Annotated in this window: 16 protein-coding genes; 7 read left to right on the forward strand and 9 right to left on the reverse strand. The window is 69.3% G+C overall.

Annotated elements, in window-relative coordinates; translation table 11 throughout:
* Positions 1-120 precede the first annotated feature (120 nt).
* Positions 121-771: a carbonic anhydrase gene (locus OHA88_RS41340; RefSeq protein ID WP_267007213.1), complete on the forward strand. Its 651-nt coding sequence runs from the start codon at positions 121-123 to the stop codon at positions 769-771.
* A gap of 291 nt (positions 772-1,062) precedes the next feature.
* Here OHA88_RS41340 and OHA88_RS41345 read toward each other — a convergent pair whose 3' ends face one another.
* The 4 genes from OHA88_RS41345 to OHA88_RS41360 form a co-directional block, all read right to left on the reverse strand.
* The gene (locus OHA88_RS41345) at positions 1,063-2,271 is read right to left on the reverse strand and encodes an ROK family transcriptional regulator (RefSeq protein ID WP_328629360.1); all 1,209 of its coding nucleotides are present in this window, start codon (positions 2,269-2,271) and stop codon (positions 1,063-1,065) included.
* Positions 2,272-2,550: 279 nt separating this feature from the next.
* Positions 2,551-5,850: a PQQ-dependent sugar dehydrogenase gene (locus tag OHA88_RS41350; protein WP_328629361.1), complete on the reverse strand. Its 3,300-nt coding sequence runs from the start codon at positions 5,848-5,850 to the stop codon at positions 2,551-2,553.
* Between the two features lie 84 nt (positions 5,851-5,934).
* Positions 5,935-6,903, reverse strand: a complete 969-nt coding sequence (locus OHA88_RS41355; RefSeq protein ID WP_326633392.1) for a sugar phosphate isomerase/epimerase family protein — start codon at positions 6,901-6,903, stop codon at positions 5,935-5,937.
* A 232-nt stretch (positions 6,904-7,135) separates the two neighbouring features.
* Positions 7,136-8,089, reverse strand: a complete 954-nt coding sequence (locus OHA88_RS41360) for a hypothetical protein (protein ID WP_328629362.1) — start codon at positions 8,087-8,089, stop codon at positions 7,136-7,138.
* A 606-nt stretch (positions 8,090-8,695) separates the two neighbouring features.
* Here OHA88_RS41360 and OHA88_RS41365 point away from each other — a divergent pair.
* Complete coding sequence (locus OHA88_RS41365; RefSeq protein ID WP_328629363.1) at positions 8,696-9,355, forward strand: SMI1/KNR4 family protein; 660 nt, start codon at positions 8,696-8,698, stop codon at positions 9,353-9,355.
* Between the two features lie 82 nt (positions 9,356-9,437).
* On the opposite strand, the gene OHA88_RS41370 is transcribed toward OHA88_RS41365, so the two are convergent.
* Positions 9,438-9,566 carry a hypothetical protein gene (locus tag OHA88_RS41370; RefSeq protein WP_328629364.1) on the reverse strand — a complete coding sequence of 43 codons (129 nt, stop codon included), beginning with the start codon at positions 9,564-9,566 and terminating at the stop codon, positions 9,438-9,440.
* A 23-nt stretch (positions 9,567-9,589) separates the two neighbouring features.
* On the opposite strand from OHA88_RS41370, the gene OHA88_RS41375 reads away from it, so the two are divergent.
* Positions 9,590-9,775 (forward strand): hypothetical protein, encoded by a 186-nt coding sequence (locus OHA88_RS41375; RefSeq protein ID WP_328629365.1) that lies wholly within the window; start codon positions 9,590-9,592, stop codon positions 9,773-9,775.
* Positions 9,776-9,843: 68 nt separating this feature from the next.
* Here the strand turns inward: OHA88_RS41375 and OHA88_RS41380 are convergent, their stop codons facing one another.
* Complete coding sequence (locus OHA88_RS41380; protein ID WP_328629366.1) at positions 9,844-12,207, reverse strand: GH92 family glycosyl hydrolase; 2,364 nt, start codon at positions 12,205-12,207, stop codon at positions 9,844-9,846.
* Between the two features lie 415 nt (positions 12,208-12,622).
* On the opposite strand from OHA88_RS41380, the gene OHA88_RS41385 reads away from it, so the two are divergent.
* Positions 12,623-12,913, forward strand: a complete 291-nt coding sequence (locus OHA88_RS41385) for a penicillin acylase family protein (RefSeq protein WP_328629367.1) — start codon at positions 12,623-12,625, stop codon at positions 12,911-12,913.
* Between the two features lie 344 nt (positions 12,914-13,257).
* Here OHA88_RS41385 and OHA88_RS41390 read toward each other — a convergent pair whose 3' ends face one another.
* Entirely contained in the window at positions 13,258-13,809 is a 552-nt protein-coding gene (locus OHA88_RS41390) for a GNAT family N-acetyltransferase (protein ID WP_328629368.1), read from the reverse strand.
* 48 nt (positions 13,810-13,857) lie between these two features.
* On the opposite strand from OHA88_RS41390, the gene OHA88_RS41395 reads away from it, so the two are divergent.
* From OHA88_RS41395 to OHA88_RS41405, 3 genes are all read left to right on the forward strand, one after another.
* Positions 13,858-14,478: a TetR/AcrR family transcriptional regulator gene (locus tag OHA88_RS41395; protein ID WP_328629369.1), complete on the forward strand. Its 621-nt coding sequence runs from the start codon at positions 13,858-13,860 to the stop codon at positions 14,476-14,478.
* Between the two features lie 21 nt (positions 14,479-14,499).
* Positions 14,500-14,742: a hypothetical protein gene (locus tag OHA88_RS41400; RefSeq protein ID WP_328629370.1), complete on the forward strand. Its 243-nt coding sequence runs from the start codon at positions 14,500-14,502 to the stop codon at positions 14,740-14,742.
* Between the two features lie 231 nt (positions 14,743-14,973).
* Positions 14,974-17,139 (forward strand): SpoIIE family protein phosphatase, encoded by a 2,166-nt coding sequence (locus tag OHA88_RS41405; RefSeq protein WP_328629371.1) that lies wholly within the window; start codon positions 14,974-14,976, stop codon positions 17,137-17,139.
* A gap of 231 nt (positions 17,140-17,370) precedes the next feature.
* On the opposite strand, the gene OHA88_RS41410 is transcribed toward OHA88_RS41405, so the two are convergent.
* On the reverse strand, positions 17,371-17,823 hold the full coding sequence (locus OHA88_RS41410; protein ID WP_328629372.1) for a cupin domain-containing protein: 453 nt from the start codon (positions 17,821-17,823) through the stop codon (positions 17,371-17,373).
* Between the two features lie 835 nt (positions 17,824-18,658).
* The gene (locus OHA88_RS41415) at positions 18,659-19,879 is read right to left on the reverse strand and encodes a saccharopine dehydrogenase family protein (protein ID WP_267007222.1); all 1,221 of its coding nucleotides are present in this window, start codon (positions 19,877-19,879) and stop codon (positions 18,659-18,661) included.
* Positions 19,880-19,958: the final 79 nt, after the last annotated feature.

The following is a 19,958-nucleotide window of genomic DNA, read 5'->3' on the forward strand; positions in this document are numbered from 1 at the left end:
GCCGCCCGGCGTCCGGGATGCGCGCCGACACGGGGCATTTCATCCCGTTTTGCCACATCCGCTCCTCCTTTGGTGGACCTCGACGCCGTGGTGAGCGGGGCTTGGACGTAGCCTGGGACCATGACTGACGCCCTGCCGCTGACTCCATCCGAAGCCGTTGAGCTGCTGCTGGCCGGCAACCAGCGCTTCGTCGCCGGCACCCCGCAGCACCCGAACCAGGACGCCGCACGCCGTGCGGAGACCGCACCCGGACAGCGCCCGTTCGCCGTGCTCTTCGGCTGCTCCGACTCACGCCTCGCGGCCGAGATCATCTTCGACCGGGGCTTGGGTGACCTGTTCGTCGTCCGCACTGCAGGCCATGTGGCGGGGCCGGAGGTGCTGGGCAGCATCGAATACGGCGTGAGCGTGTTGGACTGCCCGCTGGTCGTAGTGCTGGGCCACGACTCATGTGGTGCGGTCGCGGCCACCCGTGCCGCCCTGACCGACGGCGTTGCCGCCACCGGGTACGTGCGCGACGTCATCGAACGCGTTACGCCCAGCGTCCTGGCCGCCCGCGCCGCCGGGCTCACCCAGGACGATGAAATCATTGCCGAGCACATACGGCACAGCGTCGACCTCCTCCTGGACCGCTCCCGGGTGCTCGCCGACCAGGTCGCCGCCGGCCGGACGGCCGTGGTGGGCCTGTCCTACCGACTGGCCGACGGCAGTGCCCGACTCATCACGGCCCGCGGCCTGCGCGCCGAAGCGGCCGCCCCAGGACCGGGCGCCTGAACGGCGGCTGCACAGGCGGACGGCGGCGAAAGCGTTGCCACGCTGGGCGGCGGTGATGGCTGCAGTGGCGCGCACGGACTGAGCGTGGCCAAGGCGGCGGGGGATACCCAGCTCGTGCGCAGGGCGGGCTCGACGAGACCGTCGATGGCATCCAGGTTGTGCCGGTGCAGCACGACGTCGACCCCGAGCGGAAGCCAGGACACTCTGACAAGCACCGCGGCAGACTCCTTCGCGCCGCGTGCGGTATCCACGGCGGATGCGAGGTCCTGGGCCGCAGTGCGGGAGAGTGCTCTATGCGGTGGCCTCTCCTCTCCCGACGTCCCCTGCCACCGACGCCTCACCGTACGCGAGTTCGCTCGCCAGCAGCGCGGCGCCCACGACCCCGGCGCGGGGGCCGAGTTCGGACATGACGATCGGCAGATTGCCGGTGGCGAGGGGAAGTGAGCGCTTGTACACGACGCTGCGGATCTCGGCGAGCAGGGGATAGCCGAGCCCGGTCAGACCGCCGCCGATCACGATCATCGACGGGTTCATGAAGCTGACCAGCGTAGCGAGGACCTGCCCGACCCGGTGGCCGCCGGCCCGGACCAGGTTGACGCTCGTGCTGTCGCCGCCGTCCGCGCACTCCGCGACATCCAGGGCGGTCAAAACCCCCCGCTCGGCGAGCCTTTCGGCAAGGGCGGGCGACTGGCCGGACCGCGCGGCCTCCGTGGCGTCCCTGGACAGCGCCACCCCGCCGAAGTACGCCTCCAGGCAGCCGGTGTTCCCGCAGGAGCAGACAGGCCCGTCCGCCTCCGCCTCGACCTGGACGTGCCCGATGTCACCGGCGCACCCCTCCGCGCCCCGGTAGATACGGCCGTGGTGCTGCATGCCGGAGCCGATACCGCTGCCGATCTTCACGAAGAGCAGATGGTCGACGCTCCTTGCGACCCCACTGTGTTGCTCCCCGAGGGACATCACGTTGACGTCGTTGTCGACCACGACGGGGCAGCCATGCGCGCGGGCGAGGGTGTCGCGTACCGGAAAGCGGTTCCAGCCCACCATGATCGGCGGCGAGACGGGTATGCCCTCCCGGAAGCTGACCGGGCCCGGCAGGCCGATGCCGATTGCGTCGAGCCGCGTGTAGTGCCCCTGGTCGGCCAACGCGTGCAGGAGTTCGCTGACGCGCCCGAGCACGGCGACCGGTCCGGAGCGGATGTCTGCCGGCTCGGAGCAGGAGGCCACCGGCGTGAGCGCGCCGTCGGTGATCTCGATGTCGACGGAGCTGGCGCCCAGATCGACGGCGGCGAACCGCACCCCGGGGTCGAGCTGGACGAGGGTGGAGCGCCGCCCGCCGCGCGACGCGGCGGGGCCCGCCTCACGGACCCGCCCGGCGGCGACCATGCGGTCGAGTTCGCCGAGCAGCCGCGGGCGCGGAACCTCCAGCCGGTCTGCGAGTTGGGCGCGGGACAGCGGGCCGTTGTCACGCAGTAGACTCAACACGCGGTACTGGATGTTCACGGACTCACTTCCTCTGGACGCCCTTGGACAGCTTTCGGGAGTTGTCGCGGGGGTGGTACGGGGCCGGGCACCGTATCGGCCGGCCTGGCTCGTCCTCGCGGGGCCGCAGGGGCGCGGGCGGCTTCCGGCAACTTTTTCACAGAACGCCGAAAGTTGCTGCATTGTTGACGGAACTCCCCCCGGCGGGGACCCTACCGCCCTGAAGCAGGCCCCCGTCACAGAGTCCGGGCACAGAACTGCCCCGCCGGTGACAGCGGGGCAGCTCCGTCCGTCCCGGCGTCAGCCGGTGGCGCCTCCCTTCAGCGCCCGCGCGCTCCGTGCCAGGGCCGCTCCTGCCGCGCTGTCCGGCACCAGGGCGGTGTCGGACGCGTAGCCGGCGAACGATTCCAGCACGGCTGTGGCCTGATTGGTGCGGCCCGCGTCGGTGTGCGCCTCGGCCTGGTTGAGCCGTACAGTCAGCCGCTGCTGTCCCTGTGCCGTGATCAGGCCGTCGGCCCGCAGCTGGGTGATCAGCGCACGGATGTCCGCGTAGGAGGTACGGGTGGTGAAGGCCACCGTCTTCGTGGTGGTGTTGCCGGCCTTGTCCCTGGCCTTGACCGTGAGGTCATGGTTCCCGAGCGGCAGCCGCCACAGTTCCAGCGCCTGGCCGGAGGTGACGGACTTGCCGTCCAGCGTGGCCGTCGCGGTGGCCCCGCCGGAGACCGCGTCCTGTGCCGAGAAGACCGGCGTCGGGCGCTTGGAGTCCCCGTAGACGCCGTCGGCGTCGAGACCGTTCACCGCCACCGTGGGACCGGTGCGGTCGATCCGTACGGTCAGCGAACCCACCTCGGAGACGTTGCCGCCGTTGTCGGTCGCGCGGTAACGGACGCTCGTGGCACCCTCATTGGACAGGGTGACGGTCGAGTTCGCCGACTGCCACGTCGTTCCGCCGTCGACCGAGTACTGACGGCTGGCGACGGTCCCGTTGTCGGTCGCCGAGACCGCGAGTGACACGTTGCTGGTGTACCAGCCGTCGTCACCGTTGGGCCTGGGCGGGTTGAGCGTGGCGGTGACCTTGGGCGCCGTCTTGTCCGCGACGCCCGCGCCCTGGAAGGTCAGCGAGTCCAGCTCGACACCGCCGGAGCTGGTGACGAAGACCTCACCGCTCCCCGAAGGGGCGTTCGGAAGCGCGGTGGTGACGGACTGCCAGCCGTCTTCGGCCGGAACCGACACGGTGGCGAACGGCTCGGCGTCGGCTGCGCCCCAGCGCAGCGCCAGGGTGCCGGCGCCACTGGCACGGGTCTTCACCCCGGTGATCCCGGCGAACGACACCGGGTCGTACGCGATCCAGTCACCCGCGTCGAAGGAGGTCAGCTTGCGCTGTCCGGAAGCCGTGGTGTCGTCCGTGATCGTGACACCCTCCGCCGAGTCGTAGTGCTCGGCCTGCATGAGAGCCGGGTTGAGCACCACCTGGGCGTCACCGGTCGCCGGCGGAACGCCGCCCGCGCCCTTGTCGGTGTAGGTGATCCCAAGGACGCCGAAGACGTTCTCGGTGTCACCGTGTCCCGCGTCGGTCGGGGTCGCGACGGCGCCCGTGCAGCCGGTGCCGCTGTTGACCGGGTGTCCGTGCTGATTGTGCCCGAGACCGAAGGTCCAGGCGGCCTTGGCGCAGTCCGGCGTGGTGCCGTCCTCCGGGTCCTCGACGGCTGTGCCGTACGGGACGGCGTCGCCCCAGTTGAAGAACCCGCCGTCCGGCGGCGAGGTGATCCGCACCGTCGGCGCCGTGTTGCCCACGGTGATCTGACGGCTCGACAGGCCGAACTTGCCCTGTGGGTCGGAGACCTTCAGCCGGGCCTGGAACTGCCCGTTCTCCGGATATGTACGGCTGGCCGTGGGCCCGGTGGCGTCGAAGGTGCCGTCACCGTCGAGGTCCCACTGGTAGGTGAGGTCACCGTTCTCCGGGTCACTGGAACCGGTGGCGCTGAACGAGACCTCCAGCGGGGCCTGGCCGGACGTCTTGTCGGCCTTGATCACGGCGGTGGGTGCCTTGTTGCCCTCGGCGTAGTCGATCCGGTAGAGACCCGCATCGGGATTCTGCCGGAAGAAGCCGTCGCCGTAGTCGAGGACGTAGAGCGCGCCGTCCGGGCCGAACTCCAGGTCCATCGGGTTGTCCCACGGTGGGATGCCGTTCTGAGAACGTTCGCTGTTGGGCAGGACGTTCTCCAGCTTGCTCACGGGACCGTCCGGCCCGTCGAGGGTGAACGCCGCGACGTAGTCCTGGGAGAACTCCGCGAAGAACGCCTTGCCGTCCCAGTACTCGGGGAACTTGCCCGGTGAGGGGTTGTCCGCGTCGTAGTGGTAGACCGGACCGCCCATCGGGGCCTGGCCGCCGGGACCGCCGGGACCGCGGAAGGCGGTCAGCTCGGGCCACGGCTGGTCGGTGTCCCGGTCGCCGTACCAGAGCGTGGCCGGCACAGGCGCGGGCAGCTTGGTCAGGCCGGTGTTCCAGCGGGAGTCGTTGACCGGTGCCGCGCAGTCGAAGGCGGGGCCGGGTGTGAGGGTGGCGAAGTCGAAGTCCCGGTAGGGCTTGCTGTTGTCACCCGTGCAGAACGGCCAGCCGCTGTTCATGGCCTTGGTCGTGGTCTGCCACTCGACGTATCCCATCGGCCCGCGGTTCGGGTCGGCGGTACCGGCGTCGGGGCCGTAGTCGCCCCACATCACGGCGTCGGTCTCGCGGTCCACAGCCAGCCGGAAGGGATTGCGCAGGCCCATCACGAAGATCTCGGGACGGGTCTTGGCCGTGCCGGGCTCGAAGAGGTTCCCCTCCGGGATGGTGTAACTGCCGTCCTCCTGGACGTCGATCCGAAGAATCTTGCCCCGCAGGTCGTTGGTGTTGCCCGAGCCGCGGCGCTCGTCGAGCCCCGGGTTGTAGCCGGCGGCGTCGTTGATCGGCGTGTAGCCGTTGACGTTCGGGCCGGACGCCGGGGTGTTGCCGCCGGTCGCGAGGTAGAGGTTCCCCTCCCCGTCGAAGTCCACGTCACCGGCGACATGGCAGCACTGGCCGCGGTTGGTGTCGACCCGGATGATTTCCTGCGCGGTGGAGAGGTCGAGCTTGTCGCCGGTCCACTTGAAGCGGGTCAGGGTGTCGTACCCCTCCCACTGCTTCCAGTACGAGTCGTTCTGCCCAGCGGGCAGTTGGAGCGGGGCGGAGCCGGCCGGGGTGTTCAGCGGCGGCGAATAGTACAGGTAGACCCACTTGTTGGTGGCGAAGTCCGGGTCGAGCGTGACTGTCTGCAACCCCATCTCGGAGTTCTGGTACACGTCGACGTGGTTGACGACCTTCGTGACACCCGTGCCGGGGTCGGTGAGCCGTACGTCGCCGTTGCGGGCGGTGTGCAGAACGCGGCTGTCGGGCAGTACGGCGAGGTCGATCGGCTCGCCGGTGTCCTTCGTCAGAGTGACTTTCTCGTAGTTCGACCAGTCCAGGGCGTGTTCGTGGTCCGGGTGCGCCTGCGCGGCGGGCGCGAGGGCCACACCGCCCAACGCGGGCAGTGCCACGAGCAGGACCCCCGTGATCAGGCGTCTCAGGGTGCGGTGCACGATGATGCATCTCCTCGATCGCTGGCGGTAAGGAGCGGACACGGAGGCGCCCCGCGCTGAGGCGCCTCTCTTCTTCGGGGCCTCTCAGCCAAGGAGTCCCTTGAGCGCCGTGAAGCTGCGCTCCGCCGCGCCGAGCGAACCGGGCGGATTGGGCTGGGTGTTGGGCGCGGTGTCCTGTTCCCAGATGCCGACATGCGAGGCGCGCGGCCCGATGTCTCGGACGAACCTCTCGTACGGAAGGTCGCCGGCACCGAACTCGACTATGTCGAAACCGTTGGCGTTCGCCGCGTTGGCGTCGCCGTCCTTCATGTGGAACAGCGGGTAGCGGTAGGGCTGGTTGCGCACGTACGCGGCGGGGTCGAATCCGGGCCAGCGGTACTGGCCCACGTACGCCCAGTAGATGTCCAGCTCCAGATAGACATGGCGCGGGTCGGTGTTCTTGAGGAACACGTCGTACAGCCGGACCGAAGGCTGGTCGGTGGCGAACGCGAACTCGCCCGCGTGGTTGTGCTGGTAGAGCTTCAGGCCACGCGCGGACGCCGCGGCGCCCCAGGCGTTGAACTCGTCGGCGGCGGCGCGGTAGCCCGCGACGGTGTTGACGTTCGAGGGCGCGTTGGCGGTGCCCACGTGCGGCATCCCGAGGATCTGGGCGGCGTCCAGCTCGGCCTGGAGGTTGGTGCGCAGATTACCGATGCCGACGTGGCTGCCGACGGCGCGCAGTCCGTGGTCGTCGAGCAGCTTACGGATCTCCGGGAGAGTGATCTGCCGGCCCAGGATGGAAGTGGACTGGGTGTATCCGGCGAACTCGATCTCCTTGTAGCCGATCCGGGCCAGTTCGGGGAGGACGACAGCGAAGCCGAGTGCACTGACCTTGTCGCGGATGCTGTAGAGCTGGATGCCGATGCGGTCCTTGGGGATGGACAGACTGCTCGGCGCGGCGGCGGCCGAGGTCGCGGCGGCCCCGGTGACGGACGCGGCGGCGATGGCCACGGTGGTGCCGGCGGTGGCGCGCAGGAAGTCCCTGCGGTCGAAGGACTTGTGAATATGACTCACGGTCACTCCTGAGGAATGAGGAGAAGAGGGTACAGATCGAGGCGCGCGGCCGGGCTGCTGCTCTGCGGTGCGTGCCACGACGGCGGATCACGGGCTCCGGAACACAGCGGAACGAGCGTGGGTGGGTGGCGGCGGGAGGAGAACCGCGGCGCTGTGCGGAGGTACGGCGACGGGGGCGGCCGTCGTCACCAGCCGGTGCCGCCGCGTGTGCCGCCGCCTGTCCCGCTCCGCGTCAGAGGCGGGACTTGCCCGCCCCGTGGGCGTCGGCCCGCGCCGCCGCGGCGCGGGCGTCGGCCCTCTGGGCGAGGTCGGCACCACGGTCCTGCGGCGCCGCCTCCTTGGCCGAGCGGGAGGACGCCGCGCCGGCGGTGGCGGTCTCTCCGGTGACGGTGCCACGGACGCGCGCCAACTCGCCCACGACCAGGACGGGATCGTTGCCGGTCGCGGTGAGCCCGCCGCGCACGATTGCGTTGTCGAGTACGGCCTTCGCGGTGTTGTCGGTGACCGCCAGGTTGCCGCCGAAGTACGAGGCACCCGCACAGGATCCGATCAGACTCTCGCCGCCGAGCTGGAGGTTGTCGGCGTTGCCCGCGTACTTCGCGGCGCCGTACACCTCGCTGGCGCAGAACACGCCGCCGAGGGTGTTCCCGTTGACGGTGAGCGCGCCCTTGACGGTGGTGTCGTACACGTCGCTGTACTGGTTGCCGTCACCCGTCAGCGAGCCGCTGAGGGTGCTGCCGGAGACGTACAGCTCGCCGGCCTCGGTGCTGACGTTCCCGCCGAGCGTCGAGTCGACCACGTAGACGAATCCCTGGGTGGCGTCGACCTCCTTGAGGTTGCTCTTCTCCAGGTGCGCGCCGAAAGCGGAATTGGTGCTCAGCGCACCCTTGACGGTGGTGTCGGTGAGGTCGAGATAGGCGTTCTCCTCGACCGTGACCGCACCGTTGAAGGTGGCGCCCGCCGCCACGAGGTCGGCTCCGGCCTCGACCGTCACCGTGCCCTTGACTTTCGTGCCCGTGAGGGTGCAGGACTTCCCGGCGGGCACGACCAGGTCGTTGCTTACGGTCACGGCCCCGCCGTCACCGACACAGGTGGTGTAGAGCGAGGCCTGGGCGGAGTTGGAGAAGGCCACCAGGCTCCCGGAGGCCACCAGTGAGGCCGTGGCGATGAACGTAAGAATCTTCATGTCGCTTCCCTTCCGCTGCGGTCACGGCAGAGTCGGTGACCCGGCCGGTTTCCCCCGTGTTTCGACGGGGTGCTGAAACGGTGCGTGAGCGACGACCGCTGTGACAGCGATCGCGCGGTGCCTCGTGACGGGCGGTGGCCCGGCCATGGGGGGAGAGACGTGCAAAGACTCGTGAGGTGAGGAGCGTTCGAGGGAACGCCGATCGGCTGCGGTGTTACCGGGACGAAACGCATGTCTCGGTGGGCCGAGAGATTAGGGCGCCGCGTGGGGGACTGTCCAGAGGTTCGGTACGAATCTCTGGAACTTTCTAATGATTCATCAAAAGGTGTGAGGTACTGGTGAAAAGAAAGGGGAACATCCAGGGTGTCGGGGCAACGGCGCAATATGTCGCCGATTTTGCAGTCGCGAAGGAGGCGAGGGCAACGACACGGCGCAAGTAACGCGCCTCGTCGGTAGCCGAGTTGAGGCGTCGGGGAAGTGCGACAGGGCCTGCTCGGTCGCTGCGGCCGCGCAGTCGCAGCAGAGAGAAATCGCCGGCGCGGCGCGCTGTGCGCCCCGCTCGCATCCACGCTCCCGCGGGCGAGTTCTCTCGTAAGGTGACCGCTCATGAGTGCAGAAGAGACGACGCTGGTCTGGGGGCGGTTCAAGACGGAACTCGCGCGTGTGGCACCGCTGTCCCACAGCATGCTCCGCCCGCCCGCGTCAGAGGAGGAGATCGTGTCCGCCGAGGAGGAGCTGGGCGTGGCCTTCCCGGCAGGGGTGCGCGCGCTGTACCTCCGTCATGACGGAGTGCACGAGCCGGAGCACTTTGCCGACTATCCGCACGACGTTCCACCGGATCCGGCCGACCCCTTCTGGCGCTACCAGAACGCCGTGTGCTTCCTTCCCGGCAACCTCGCCTGGCTCTCCCTGGAGCGGGCCGTCGAGCTGGGCGAGCACGTGAGCATGTACGCGGATCCCGACGACCCGCGTCGCCGCGTGCCGTTCTTGTCACAGGTGGCCGACTCCGACATGTCTGGGATGTGGGTAGACGCGCAGGGGGAGATGGGAACCTGGACGGACGCGGGCACTCTGGATCCGTCCGGGTGCACGGTCGCCGAGTATCTGGCCGATGGCGCACGAGCGTTGGCGACCGGGACGGCCTGCCGGGTGACGGAGGGGGAGGTGCCGTTTCTCTCTCCCTCCGGTGATGGTCTGGGTTGGGTGAGCACGGATGAGCCTGACGTCGTCGAGGTCTGTCTCCAGGACGGGTGGCGGGCCGTGTGAACGGTGCCCCGCAGGGGGTGTGGGCCCGGAAGTTCTGGGACCCATTCCTGCTGATCACTGCTTACGGCTCACGCGTCACGGTTCAGGGCCGCTGACCGCATCTGATCACATCGGCGGTGCCGTTGCAGTCCTGGAGCCCGCCGCTGTCGACCCGGTCGCCGTCCTTGTCCAACACGCGGAAGGTGGAGGCGAATCCGCCGAGGCCGGCCATCGACCGGGAGTTCTGGTTGAGTGATGACGCGACCGGAGCTGAGCCCCTGGCTCCGTAACGAGAAGGGCCTCTACGACGGCCTCGTCGCCGCCCCGGTGGTCCGACCCGGTCGCAACGTCGTCGACTGCCTGAACACCGGCTACAGGATGCGGGACGAGAAGAGAGCCTCTGCGAGGGGCTGTGGGACCGAACGCCCCATCACGCTGTGAAGATTTGTCATCCAAGGATTCCACCCGGGTGCGGCCCTCCTCGCGGGAGGGACCGCACCCCAAAAACCTCAGCCTTGGGCGGCCATGGCGGGCGGGGCGGCGTTGACGCCCCAGCTCGTCGGCTTGTCGGTGAGCTTGATCTTGATCGTGCCGGAGCGGAGCAGGTCCTTGTGAGAGAGCCAGCTCTGGCGCAGCTTGCCCTTGTTCGTGTCCGCGGAAGACACGTACTGGAGCTTCGACGCGTCGGCGCCCGGAGCCTCGATGCTGATCTTGCGTCCGTGCTCAGGCCGGATCTCGACCTTCGCGAACATAGGTGCGGTGACTACGTAGTTGGCGGAGCCCGGCTGGGCCTCGAAGATGCCGGCCATGGCGAAGACGAGCAGCGACGAAGTGGCGCCGAGGTCGTCGTTGCCGGGCATGCCGTACACGTTGTCGGTGAAGAGCGTCCGCATTGCGCGCAGCACGGCGGAGGTCTTCCACGGCGCGCCGGTCCACGTGTACATCCACGGCGTGTGGAAGTCGGGCTCGTTGTTGGGATTGAAGGCGAAGTTGTTGTGGTAGTCGTACGCGCCGGTCACCCACGACTCCGAAGCGGCCTTCGCCGGGTCGGTGAGCACGGTCGGCATGTCGAAGAACTTGTCGAGCCGCTGCTCGGCCTTCGCCTGGCCGCCCATGAGCCCGAAGAGGGTCTGCGGGTCCTGCTGGGCAAGCCATTCGTACTGCCATGCGGTGCCCTCGTGGAACGCGCCGGCCTGGGCCGGGTCGAGGTCGCCTGCGACAGTGCCGTCCGCGTTCTTCGCGACGGGGAACCCTGAGAAGCCCTGCGACGTGACGTTGGGGTCCCAGAGCTTGGTGAAGTTGTCGCAGCGCGAGGCGAGCGTCGCGGCCTTGTCCTTGTAGCCGAGGCCGCCGGCCATCGTGGACAGCGCGCAGTCGGCGAGCGAGTATTCGAGCGTGGCCGAGCCTGCCTGGCGACTGTCGCCGTACTTGTAACCGGGCAGGTTCTGGTAGCCGACCCAGCCGTTCTCGACGTACGTCGGGTTGCCGTCACGCCCGCGGAAGATCGACTGGTCCGTGGGGACCTCATTGACGTTCTTCCAGAGCGCGTCGAAGAGCTGGCGCGAGGTGCGGTCGTCGAGTAGGCCGCGGTTGTAGATGTCGACGATCCACGGGGTGATGGGATCACCGCTCATTACGTTGGTCTCGCCGTTGCCGAGCCCCCAGCGCGGCAGCCACCCACCGTCCTGGTAGATGTGCAGCACGGACTTGGCCATGTCCGCGGCCTTGTCCGGGTGCAGCAGGGCCACCAGCTGGTTCTGCGAGCGGTAGGTGTCCCAGAGCGAGAACATCTGGTAATACGTGGAATCCGCGCGGTGCACCTGGTCGTCGAAGCCGCGGTAGCGGTTGTCGACATCGGACCCGATCGACGGGTGCAGCAGCGAGTGGTAGAGCGCGCTGTAGTACGTGCGCTGGTCGGCGGTGCTGCCGCCGGCCACGCGCATGCGGTTCAGCTCGCCCTGCCAGGCGTCGTGCGCGCCGGTGCGGGCCTTGTCGAACGACTTCGGCTGCTCGGCCTTGCGGTTGAGCCGTGCGCCGTCGACCGAGGTGTAGGACAGGCCCACCGAAGTGCCGACCTGGTCGCCCTTGGCCGGGTCGAACGTCACCCAGGCGCCGGCGCGCTTGGCGCCGCGCGATGCTTCGCGCTGGTCCGGGGTGAGGACGCCGTCGGTCCAGGTTCCGAAGTTCGAGAACTTCCGGTCGAACTTGGCGCTGAAGAATATTCGGTAGCGCTCCTTGCCGGTCTCACCGCAGAAGTTGCCCCCCTGGACCCAGCCTTCCACGGTGTCGTTGCCGACCACCTTGACGTCGCCGCCGTAGGTGCTGCCGTTGCTCTCGCCGGCCTCGATGAGCACGTTCTCGGGGCCCGATCCGGCGGGGTACGTGTAGCGGTGTTGACCGGTCCGCTGCGTGGCGGTGAGCTCGGCCTGGATGCCGTTGTCGAACTTCACGCCGTAGTAGCCCGGCGCGCGGGTTTCGTTGTCATGGCTGAACTTCGCACCGGACTGCGCCGGGTCGGACGACGTGACCGCACCGGTGGTCGGCATGAACCGGAAGTTGCCCATCGTCTGGCAGCCGACACCCGAGAGGTGCGTGTGGCTGAAGCCGAGGATGGTGTCCTGCTTGTAGTCGTAGGAAGCGTACTTGTTCAGCTGCGTATCAGGGCTCAGCTGCACCATGCCGAACGGCGCGGCGGCGCCCGGGAAGGTGGTTCCGTCGCCGTTGTTGCCGATCGACGTGTCGACCAGCGTGGTGGGGTCATCGGCGAACTTCGTCCCCTGGTCCTTGGCGTTTGCGACGCCGGAGGTGACGGAAGCCGTGGCCACGGTGGTGGCTATCAACAAGGCGGTGAACACGCGTTTCAACGCTCGCATCGCGATCCTCTCGTACGACAACGTTGTCAACTTCGAGCTCGACGATCTTTGCCCTTCCGGCACTGTTCCGTCAATCCACCGTCGCTCAGGGTCGGTTGGCCGTGGTGTCGGTGCCGGCAGGGAAGCACGCGAGGGCGTATGTGCGGTCGGGTTGGCATGGGTGAGGTGGGGCGGCCGGCCCGCGGCGAGGGCAGTGACCCTGCCCCCGATATCCGCCTGCGCGCGCCTCCAGCACTGGGAACCCGGCGCAGGGCCTGCTGCAACTGCTCGCTCACGGGCGAGGCCTTGTCAGGGCTCCTCTTCCTGGGTAGGACTGTCCGGGTGGGTGATCATCGGAACTCGGCGAGATCAACCGCTACCAGCGCAACGACGGTGCGATCGTCCAGGAGTTCAGCGACGCCAGCCGAGCATCCCCGTGCCCTTCACCTCGTCGCGATGGGGCCCCCTCGTCTCGTTCGGAGCCAAGGCCTACCCGGGAACGAAGCGCTCCTACGGCACCAGCGGCAACAGTTTCGTGGCGGTGGTGGAGTTCGGGCCGCGACTGCGCGCCTGGGCGGTGACGGCCGGCGGGGTGAGCGGGCATCCCGCCTTGCCGCACTTCGACGACCAGGCCGAACGCTGCGCGAACGGCGACCTGCGACCCGTCTGCTTCTATCCCGATGACCTCGAGGGCCATGTCGGGCGGAGCTACCGGCCCGGTAGGTGACCGGTCGCCCGGGAACGGGCGCGATGGGGTGTGCCCTGCGCAATCGGAGCTGCCCGGGAACGCAGCGTTTCCCTGCCCGGAGCCGTGCGGTTGTCTGCGTGCCGCAATTGCGCGCATCGGCGCTCGAGGGCTTGACCGGGGGTCGGCCGCGTCGCTGGGGGGCGAGGGGTTGCAGGTTCAAATCCTGTCGCCTCGCCGGTTACATCGGACATTTGCGCAGGTCAGGGGTCATCTTCGGATGGCCCCTGAGGCGTTTTGGGGGCGGAGGCGGGAGGAACGTCAATCCGCGGTTGACGGAGGCGGCGCCCACGGCCGCCGCCGTGGGTGCGTGGCGGGGATTCCGTTCACGAGTGATGGTTTCGCCATTCGGGGGCGAGGATCGCCCACATCTGCTTGTCGTGACGGGTGCCGTCGTAGGGCCAGTACTCGCGTCGTACGCCTTCGAGCGTCATGCCGAGCCGCCGGGCCACCGCGGAGCTGCGCTCGTTGTCGGCTCGGCAGTGCCACTCGGCGCGATGCATCCCCCGGGATGCGAACGCCCACTCCAACAGCGCGCGGCACGCCTCTGTGACCAGGCCGCGACCCTCGGTGGCCGGCTCCAGCCAGCAGCCGATCTCGCAGGAACCGAAGCCGGCGTCGAAGTCCACGAACATCACGCCGCCGACCAGCGTTCCGTCGAGCCATATACCGAAGAGGCGGCCGCCGTCCGCGGCCTGACGCTCGGCGTACCGGCGCAGTGTGGCCCGCGCCCCGTCGAGGTCGTCGGTGACGAACCCCGGCCCGACCCACGGTCGGATGTGCTCGCGGGCCCGGTCCAGGTTGGCTGCGAACTCCTCGGCATGCCATATCTCCAGCGGGCGGAGGCGGGCGTTGTCCCGCAATGAAAGGGAGAACATGATGACCTCATTCACATAACAAGCGTTACGGTTATGTACCGTAGCAGCATGTCACGCACCAAGGGGAACCACGAGGCTCGCCGACGCGACGTCTCCGAGGCGGTCTGGCGGGTGTTGGTCGCGCACGGCTTCGGCGGATTGACCATGCGAGCCGTCGCCGGCGAGCTCGACGCCACCACCGGCCTGCTCACCCACTACTTCCCCACCAAACGCGACCTGGTTGCATACGCCCTCGACCTGCTCGAACGGCGAAGTGCCTCACGCCCCCGGCGCGCCGCCGACACAGGCCTGCCCGCCGTGAGGGCCGCGCTGCTGGACATCCTGCCGCTGACTGACGAGGCCACCGACAGCAACCGGATCTGGGTGTCTTCCTGGGACGCCGCGCTCGCCAACCCCGAGTTGAGCGGCGATTACGCCCGCAAGTACGCGCAGAGCCGCGACAAGCTGTGCGACCTGGTTGCCGCAGCCCAACAGCTCGGCGAACTGCCCGACGGCGACCCGGCCCGCATCGCGGCCGGCGCCCAGTCCTTCGTGCTCGGTCTGGTGGTACAGGCACTGTTCGACCCCCCGGCGTTCCCACCCCACCGCCAGGCCGAGCTCCTTGACGACTACCTGGCCACGTTGACCTCTCCGCCCTCATCCCGTGGCCATCACGCGGCATCGTCCTGACAACCACGCAGCTCGGAAGAGTTGTCGGGACTCGCACGGTGGTCGGCAGCGCGCACCATTCATCGCGCCCTCGGCCTGCTGTACGTGGCCCGCACCACCGCCCTGTTGAGCTCCGACGGCACGACCCACCCCCCGACCTCGGCGACCGTGACACCCACGACACCGGGTTCGACCGGCTCGATCAGGGGGCGGCCGCTCGGGCTGCCCGTCGCGGTCTGGATCACCATCGTGCCGGCCGACCTTGTCACCGTGCTGCTGCGCTGAACACCCTTCGGGCGCTGCCTGTACGCAAGCGGCGGCAACGAGCGCGCCACCGAACTCGGCGGGGTTCCGGTCAAGCGCGTCAACTCGGGTGCCTGCGCCACGATGTCCGGGCTCGTCGCAGGCGACCCCGCCAAAGGATCGGCACGGCGGGGACGGCCTCTTGTGAGGAGCCGGACCGGTGGCGCCGGGCCTTCCAGGCAGGGCGAGCCGGTCCGGACGTAGGGTTGTGCTATGAGCGCTGCACCGGACGACGGCGCTGCTCGGGCGTACGGGTACGCCCCTCCCGCTGCTGGGTCGGCACGCCGGGCGGAGTTGGACCGGCTGCTGGATCTAGCCGTGCGCGACACGGGCGGGCATGCGGGAGCGGTCTTCCTGCTGGCCGCCGACGGGCAGGCGCTGCGGCTCGAGGTGACCACCGGCATGCCGGCGGAGTATCTCGCGCCCTGGCTGGGGGTGGGGCTGGCCAGTCTCGATCCGGTGGCCGTGGCGGTGCGCGAGCGACGGCTGGTGTGGCTCAGCGAGCATCAGGAGCTCGCCCGGCGTTACCCGCGTACGGCGATCGCCTTGCCGTACCACTTCGCGGTGGCCGCGGCGCCGATCCTGACCGGCACCACCGCCTGGGGAACACTGCTGCTGTTCTGGCCCTGCTGCGACACTGCCGAACTTGCCAGCCCGGGCTCTGACCGGGTCGGTCTCGCCTGCCGACGTCTGGGCCGGTTCCTGCGGGACGCCGCCCAGGCCGGCCGCCCGGTCACTCCGGGGACGCTGCCGCGTACGCTGCCCCGGCCATTCACCCGGGAGTGGGATCCGGCCGTGGCACGGGCCGCAGCGGACTTCGCCGAACGCCTGCCGGAGGGCAACTGCTCCCTCGACCTCGAGGGCAGATTCACCTACCTCAGCGCCACCGCCGCCGACCTGCTGGGCGGCAGCATCCCCGATCTGCTCGGCAAGCGCCCCTGGCAGACCCTGCCCTGGTCCATCGACCCGGCCTTCGAGGACCGCTTCCGCGCTGCCGTGGTCAGCCGGCAGCCGGTGTCCTTCACCGCCATGGTCCCGCCGAACCGCTGGCTCGCATTCGAGCTCTACCCCGATGCCTCCGGAGTGAGCGCCCGCATTTCGCCGACGGCCCCCGCCCACACCTCGAGGGCAGCGCCCGCCGGGACAGGGACGCCCTGGGGCGAGCCGATCCCCCTGGGCCAGCTCTACCAGGTGCTGCACCTGGCCGCTACCCTCTCCGAGGCCGTCGGAGTCGGCGACGTGGTCGACCTGGTCGCGGACGAGATGCTGCCAACCTTTCGGGCCCGGACCCTGGCCCTGTTCACGGCCGAGGACGGCGGACTACGCCTCATCGGTTGTCGGGGCTACAACCCCTATCCCGTGGAGCTCTTCGACGGAGCGACGCTCACCTCCCCGGCCGCGGTCGGCACCCTCGCTGACGGTGTGCCGAACTTCTTCGCCACCTTTGAGGAGGTGGTACGCACCTACCCGCTCGCCCCCCGCCAGGACGGTCTGCAGGCCTGGGCCTACCTGCCGTTGATCGCTTCCGGGCGCCCGGTGGGCTTGTGCGTGCTCGCCTTCGACCGGCCCCACCAGTTCTCCGGCAACCAACGGACCGTCCTGACCGCACTCGCGGGACTGATCACGCAGGCGCTGGAACGGGCCCGCCTGTACGACACCAGCAAGGAGCTCGCACAGATTCTGCAGGCGGCCATGCTCCCCGACTCGCTGCCGGACCTTCCCGGACTGGATGTGGCCGCCCGTTACCTGCCCAGCGTCCGCGGTATGGACATCGGCGGCGACTTCTACGACCTGGTCCGGGTGGACGACACCACCGCGGCCGCAGTCATCGGCGACGTCCAGGGCCACAATGTCACCGCCGCCGCACTCATGGGCCGTTGCCGCCTCTCCATCCGCTCCCAGGCCGCCGCGGGGGCCACGCCGGCGCAGGCCCTCGCGCAGGCCAACCGCCAGCTGGTCGACCTGGACCCGGGCCGCTTCGTCAGCTGCCTGTACGCCCAGCTCGACCTCGCACACCGCCGGGCCCTCCTGGCCACCGCCGGCCACCCCCCACCGATCCTGCGTCACCCGGACGGGCACGCGGAGGTCCTCCGCGTGCCGCCGGGGGTGTTGCTCGGCATCGACCCCGACGCCGACTATCCCACCACCGAGATCCCGCTGGCCCCCGGCAGCGTCCTCGCCCTGTACACCGACGGACTCGTCGAGACCCCCGAGGTTGACCTGGACGATGCCATGGCCGGGCTCGCCGACCAGCTCGCCCGGACCCGGCCCCAGCCCATGGACCAGCTCGCCACGTACCTGATCGACCACGCACGGCAGACCGCTCCCCGGACGGACGACATCGCGCTGCTGCTCATCAGGCTTGCCACCGCGGGGTAGGGCGCGTAGCCGCGGGTCGTGCGGTGCGCGATGGCGGCACACCGCGCGTCTGCACAGCGGCTGTGGCCCGAAGCGCTCCGGGTCCAGCACAGGTTGTGGGACGACTGTGAGAAGAAGGCCAGGAGCGTTTGATCAGGAACGGCGCCACAACAGGCAACGACCCTGCTGCCGGTCCCAGTAGGTCGGCCTCCCCGGAAGCTCCGTGTGGGCCGCGGCACGGCCCCGGGGCTGTCAGGACGGTCGCGGCGCGCGTCGGTCCCGGCGGCCGGCCAGTTCCTCATCGTCGACGAGGGTGAGCATGGGCTTGCCTGGCGCACCCATCATCACCACGACGAAGCGGCTCCACGCATCGTCCCGATTGTTCCCGTCCTGGTAGTGGATGACATCGCCGCCCGGCTCCCAGAATGTCTCACCGGCCCGGACAACGCGCTCCGGCTCGCCCTCCAACTCGAACAGCATTTCGCCTTCGATCATGTAGCCGAATGCCGGACCGGAGTGCCGGTGTGGCGGGACCCCCGGATGCGCAGGAGGGTACTGCACGAGCAAGGTCATCACTTGTGCACGTTCAGGGATGAACGGCGGTACCTGCTCCAGCAGAGTGGTGATACATGATTGCCAGGGGACCGGCTCGGCGGCAGAGTCGGAGCGGGCCTGATCCGGCCCACTGCTGTCGTTGTTCGGCATGGTGGCTGACCTCACGATGGAGAGACGTACGGCGAGAACCCCAATAGGGCGGCGAAATCCTGACGAGAGCGTCCCGGGACGTCGCATGGTGTTCGGGCGCCGGGTCGGATCGCTGACGGATCGGTGACCGCGCAACTCGACCGCCGTTTCATGGGCCGGCCTCGGCGGGTCGATGAGCACTGCGTTGTTGTGGCTGCGACAGGCACCGGTGTATGCGCTCAGTGCCGCGCAGATACTCATGGACGTAGGGCCTTTCAACCGTACTGCGCTCGCGGACAGCGCGCTCAGCGAGGAGGCCGGCAGCACGCGGCCTGGGGAGTGGGCCCGGGCAGTGAAATACCACTGGATCGAGTCGGGCAACTACCCGGGCCTTCACTCCGAATCGTGAGCACGACTTATGCGGCTTCGGTCAGCGGCTAGTTCTTGTCCGCCACCTCACGGCTCAGGCGCAGCTGCTCTGAGCTCAGCATCGCCCAGCCGTCGGTTACCCCTCCGCCGGGCGGTCGGACGTCCGTTGCGGCGCCGGCGCGAGAGTCCCAGCTGTGCAGCATGCCCGGGTTGAGGCTGAGTTCCTCGGCGACCTACTCACGCAATCCTTGTCCGATCAGCAGGGACAACCCCGAGAACACTGTGTCCACAAGCTCCCGCGCGGCTCGACGCCGTCGAAGGGATGCCGGTCCCACGAGTTGTCGAAGCGCACCCTCGCAGGCCAGGAACTTCGGTGCCCCTGGCCGACGCCGGTAACTGGGAGCACCCCGGGAGCGGCGAAGGGATCGGAGGTCCGACACTCGCTCTCACCGGAACGAGGTCGGATTCCCCGGTGAGCCCAGGACGGTCACTGCTCCCGCATGCCCCACGGAGAGCCGTACGCGCTGAGCAGGTCCAGGAAGGGGCGGGCGGGGAAGGCCTCCGGGCCGAGGACTCCCGAGCCGGACCACGCGCCCGTGGCCAGGAGTTCGAGGGCGACGACCGGGTTGACGGCCGTCTGCCACACCACCGCCTGGGAGCCGTACTCGGCCATCGACCACTGGTTGTCGACCACGTGGTAGAGGTAGACCTCGCGCGGCGCACCGTCCTTGGTACCGCGCACCCAGGTGCCCGCGCACGTCTTGCCGTGCATGCGCTCGCCCAGCGTCGCCGGGTCCGGCAGACAGGCGGCCACGACGTCGCGGGGCGACACACCCACCGGGCCCGCAGCGCTCGGCACGGTCACCGGGTCGGTGCGGTCCAGACCCAGGAGGTGCAGCGTCCTGAGGGTCTGGATGAACTCCTCGCCCAGGCCGTACTTGAAGGTCACGCGCCGTGCGTCGATCCAACGGGGGACAAGCAGCACCTCCTCGTGCTCCACGTTCACGCACTCGACCGGGCCGATGCCCTCGGGGAAGTCGAACACCTCCGGCTCGCTGAAGGGCGCGGTGGTGAACCAGCCGCGGTCCGCCTCGTAGACGACCGGCGGATTGAGGCACTCCTCGATGGTGGTCCAGATGCTGAAGGAAGGCGCGAACTCGTAGCCGTCGACGGTGAGGTTGGCGCCGTCGCGGATGCCGATCTCGTCGATCTCGTCGAAGAGTTCGTCGGCTGCGTACCGTGCGAAGACATCGGACAGCCCCGGCTCCACACCCATGCCGACGAGGGCCAGCGCGCCCGCCTTCTCCCAGTCGGCTGCCTGCGCGAACTGCGTGTCGCCGAGCATCACCCCGCACTCCTCGTACGGCCGATCGGAGTGCGGGCGCGACAGAGACATCGCCATGTCGAGGTAGGTTGCGCCGGCCGTGAGCGCTGCCTGGAAGAGGGGCATCACGAACCGCGGGTCGGTGGCATTGAGCAGGACGTCGCACCCGTGCCGCGTCAGCAGCGCCGTCACTGCCGCCTGATCGGACGCGTCGACGTGCTCGGCACGGAAGCGGCCCGCGGCACCCGCGAGGGCAGCGACCGCCGCCTCGGCCCGGCTCAGGTCGTAGTCGGCCACGACCATCTCGTCGAAGAACGGGCGCCGGGCCGCGATCCGGGTGATCGCGGTGCCCACACCGCCGGCGCCCACAAGCAGAACACGCATGACACGGACTTCCTCTCTGGAGACGGGGCGTGACCGCGCGGACCGGAGGTGCGGGCGCCCCTGCCGGGAGATCCAACGC

This window comes from Streptomyces sp. NBC_00353 (assembly GCF_036108815.1).
Classification (GTDB): domain Bacteria; phylum Actinomycetota; class Actinomycetes; order Streptomycetales; family Streptomycetaceae; genus Streptomyces.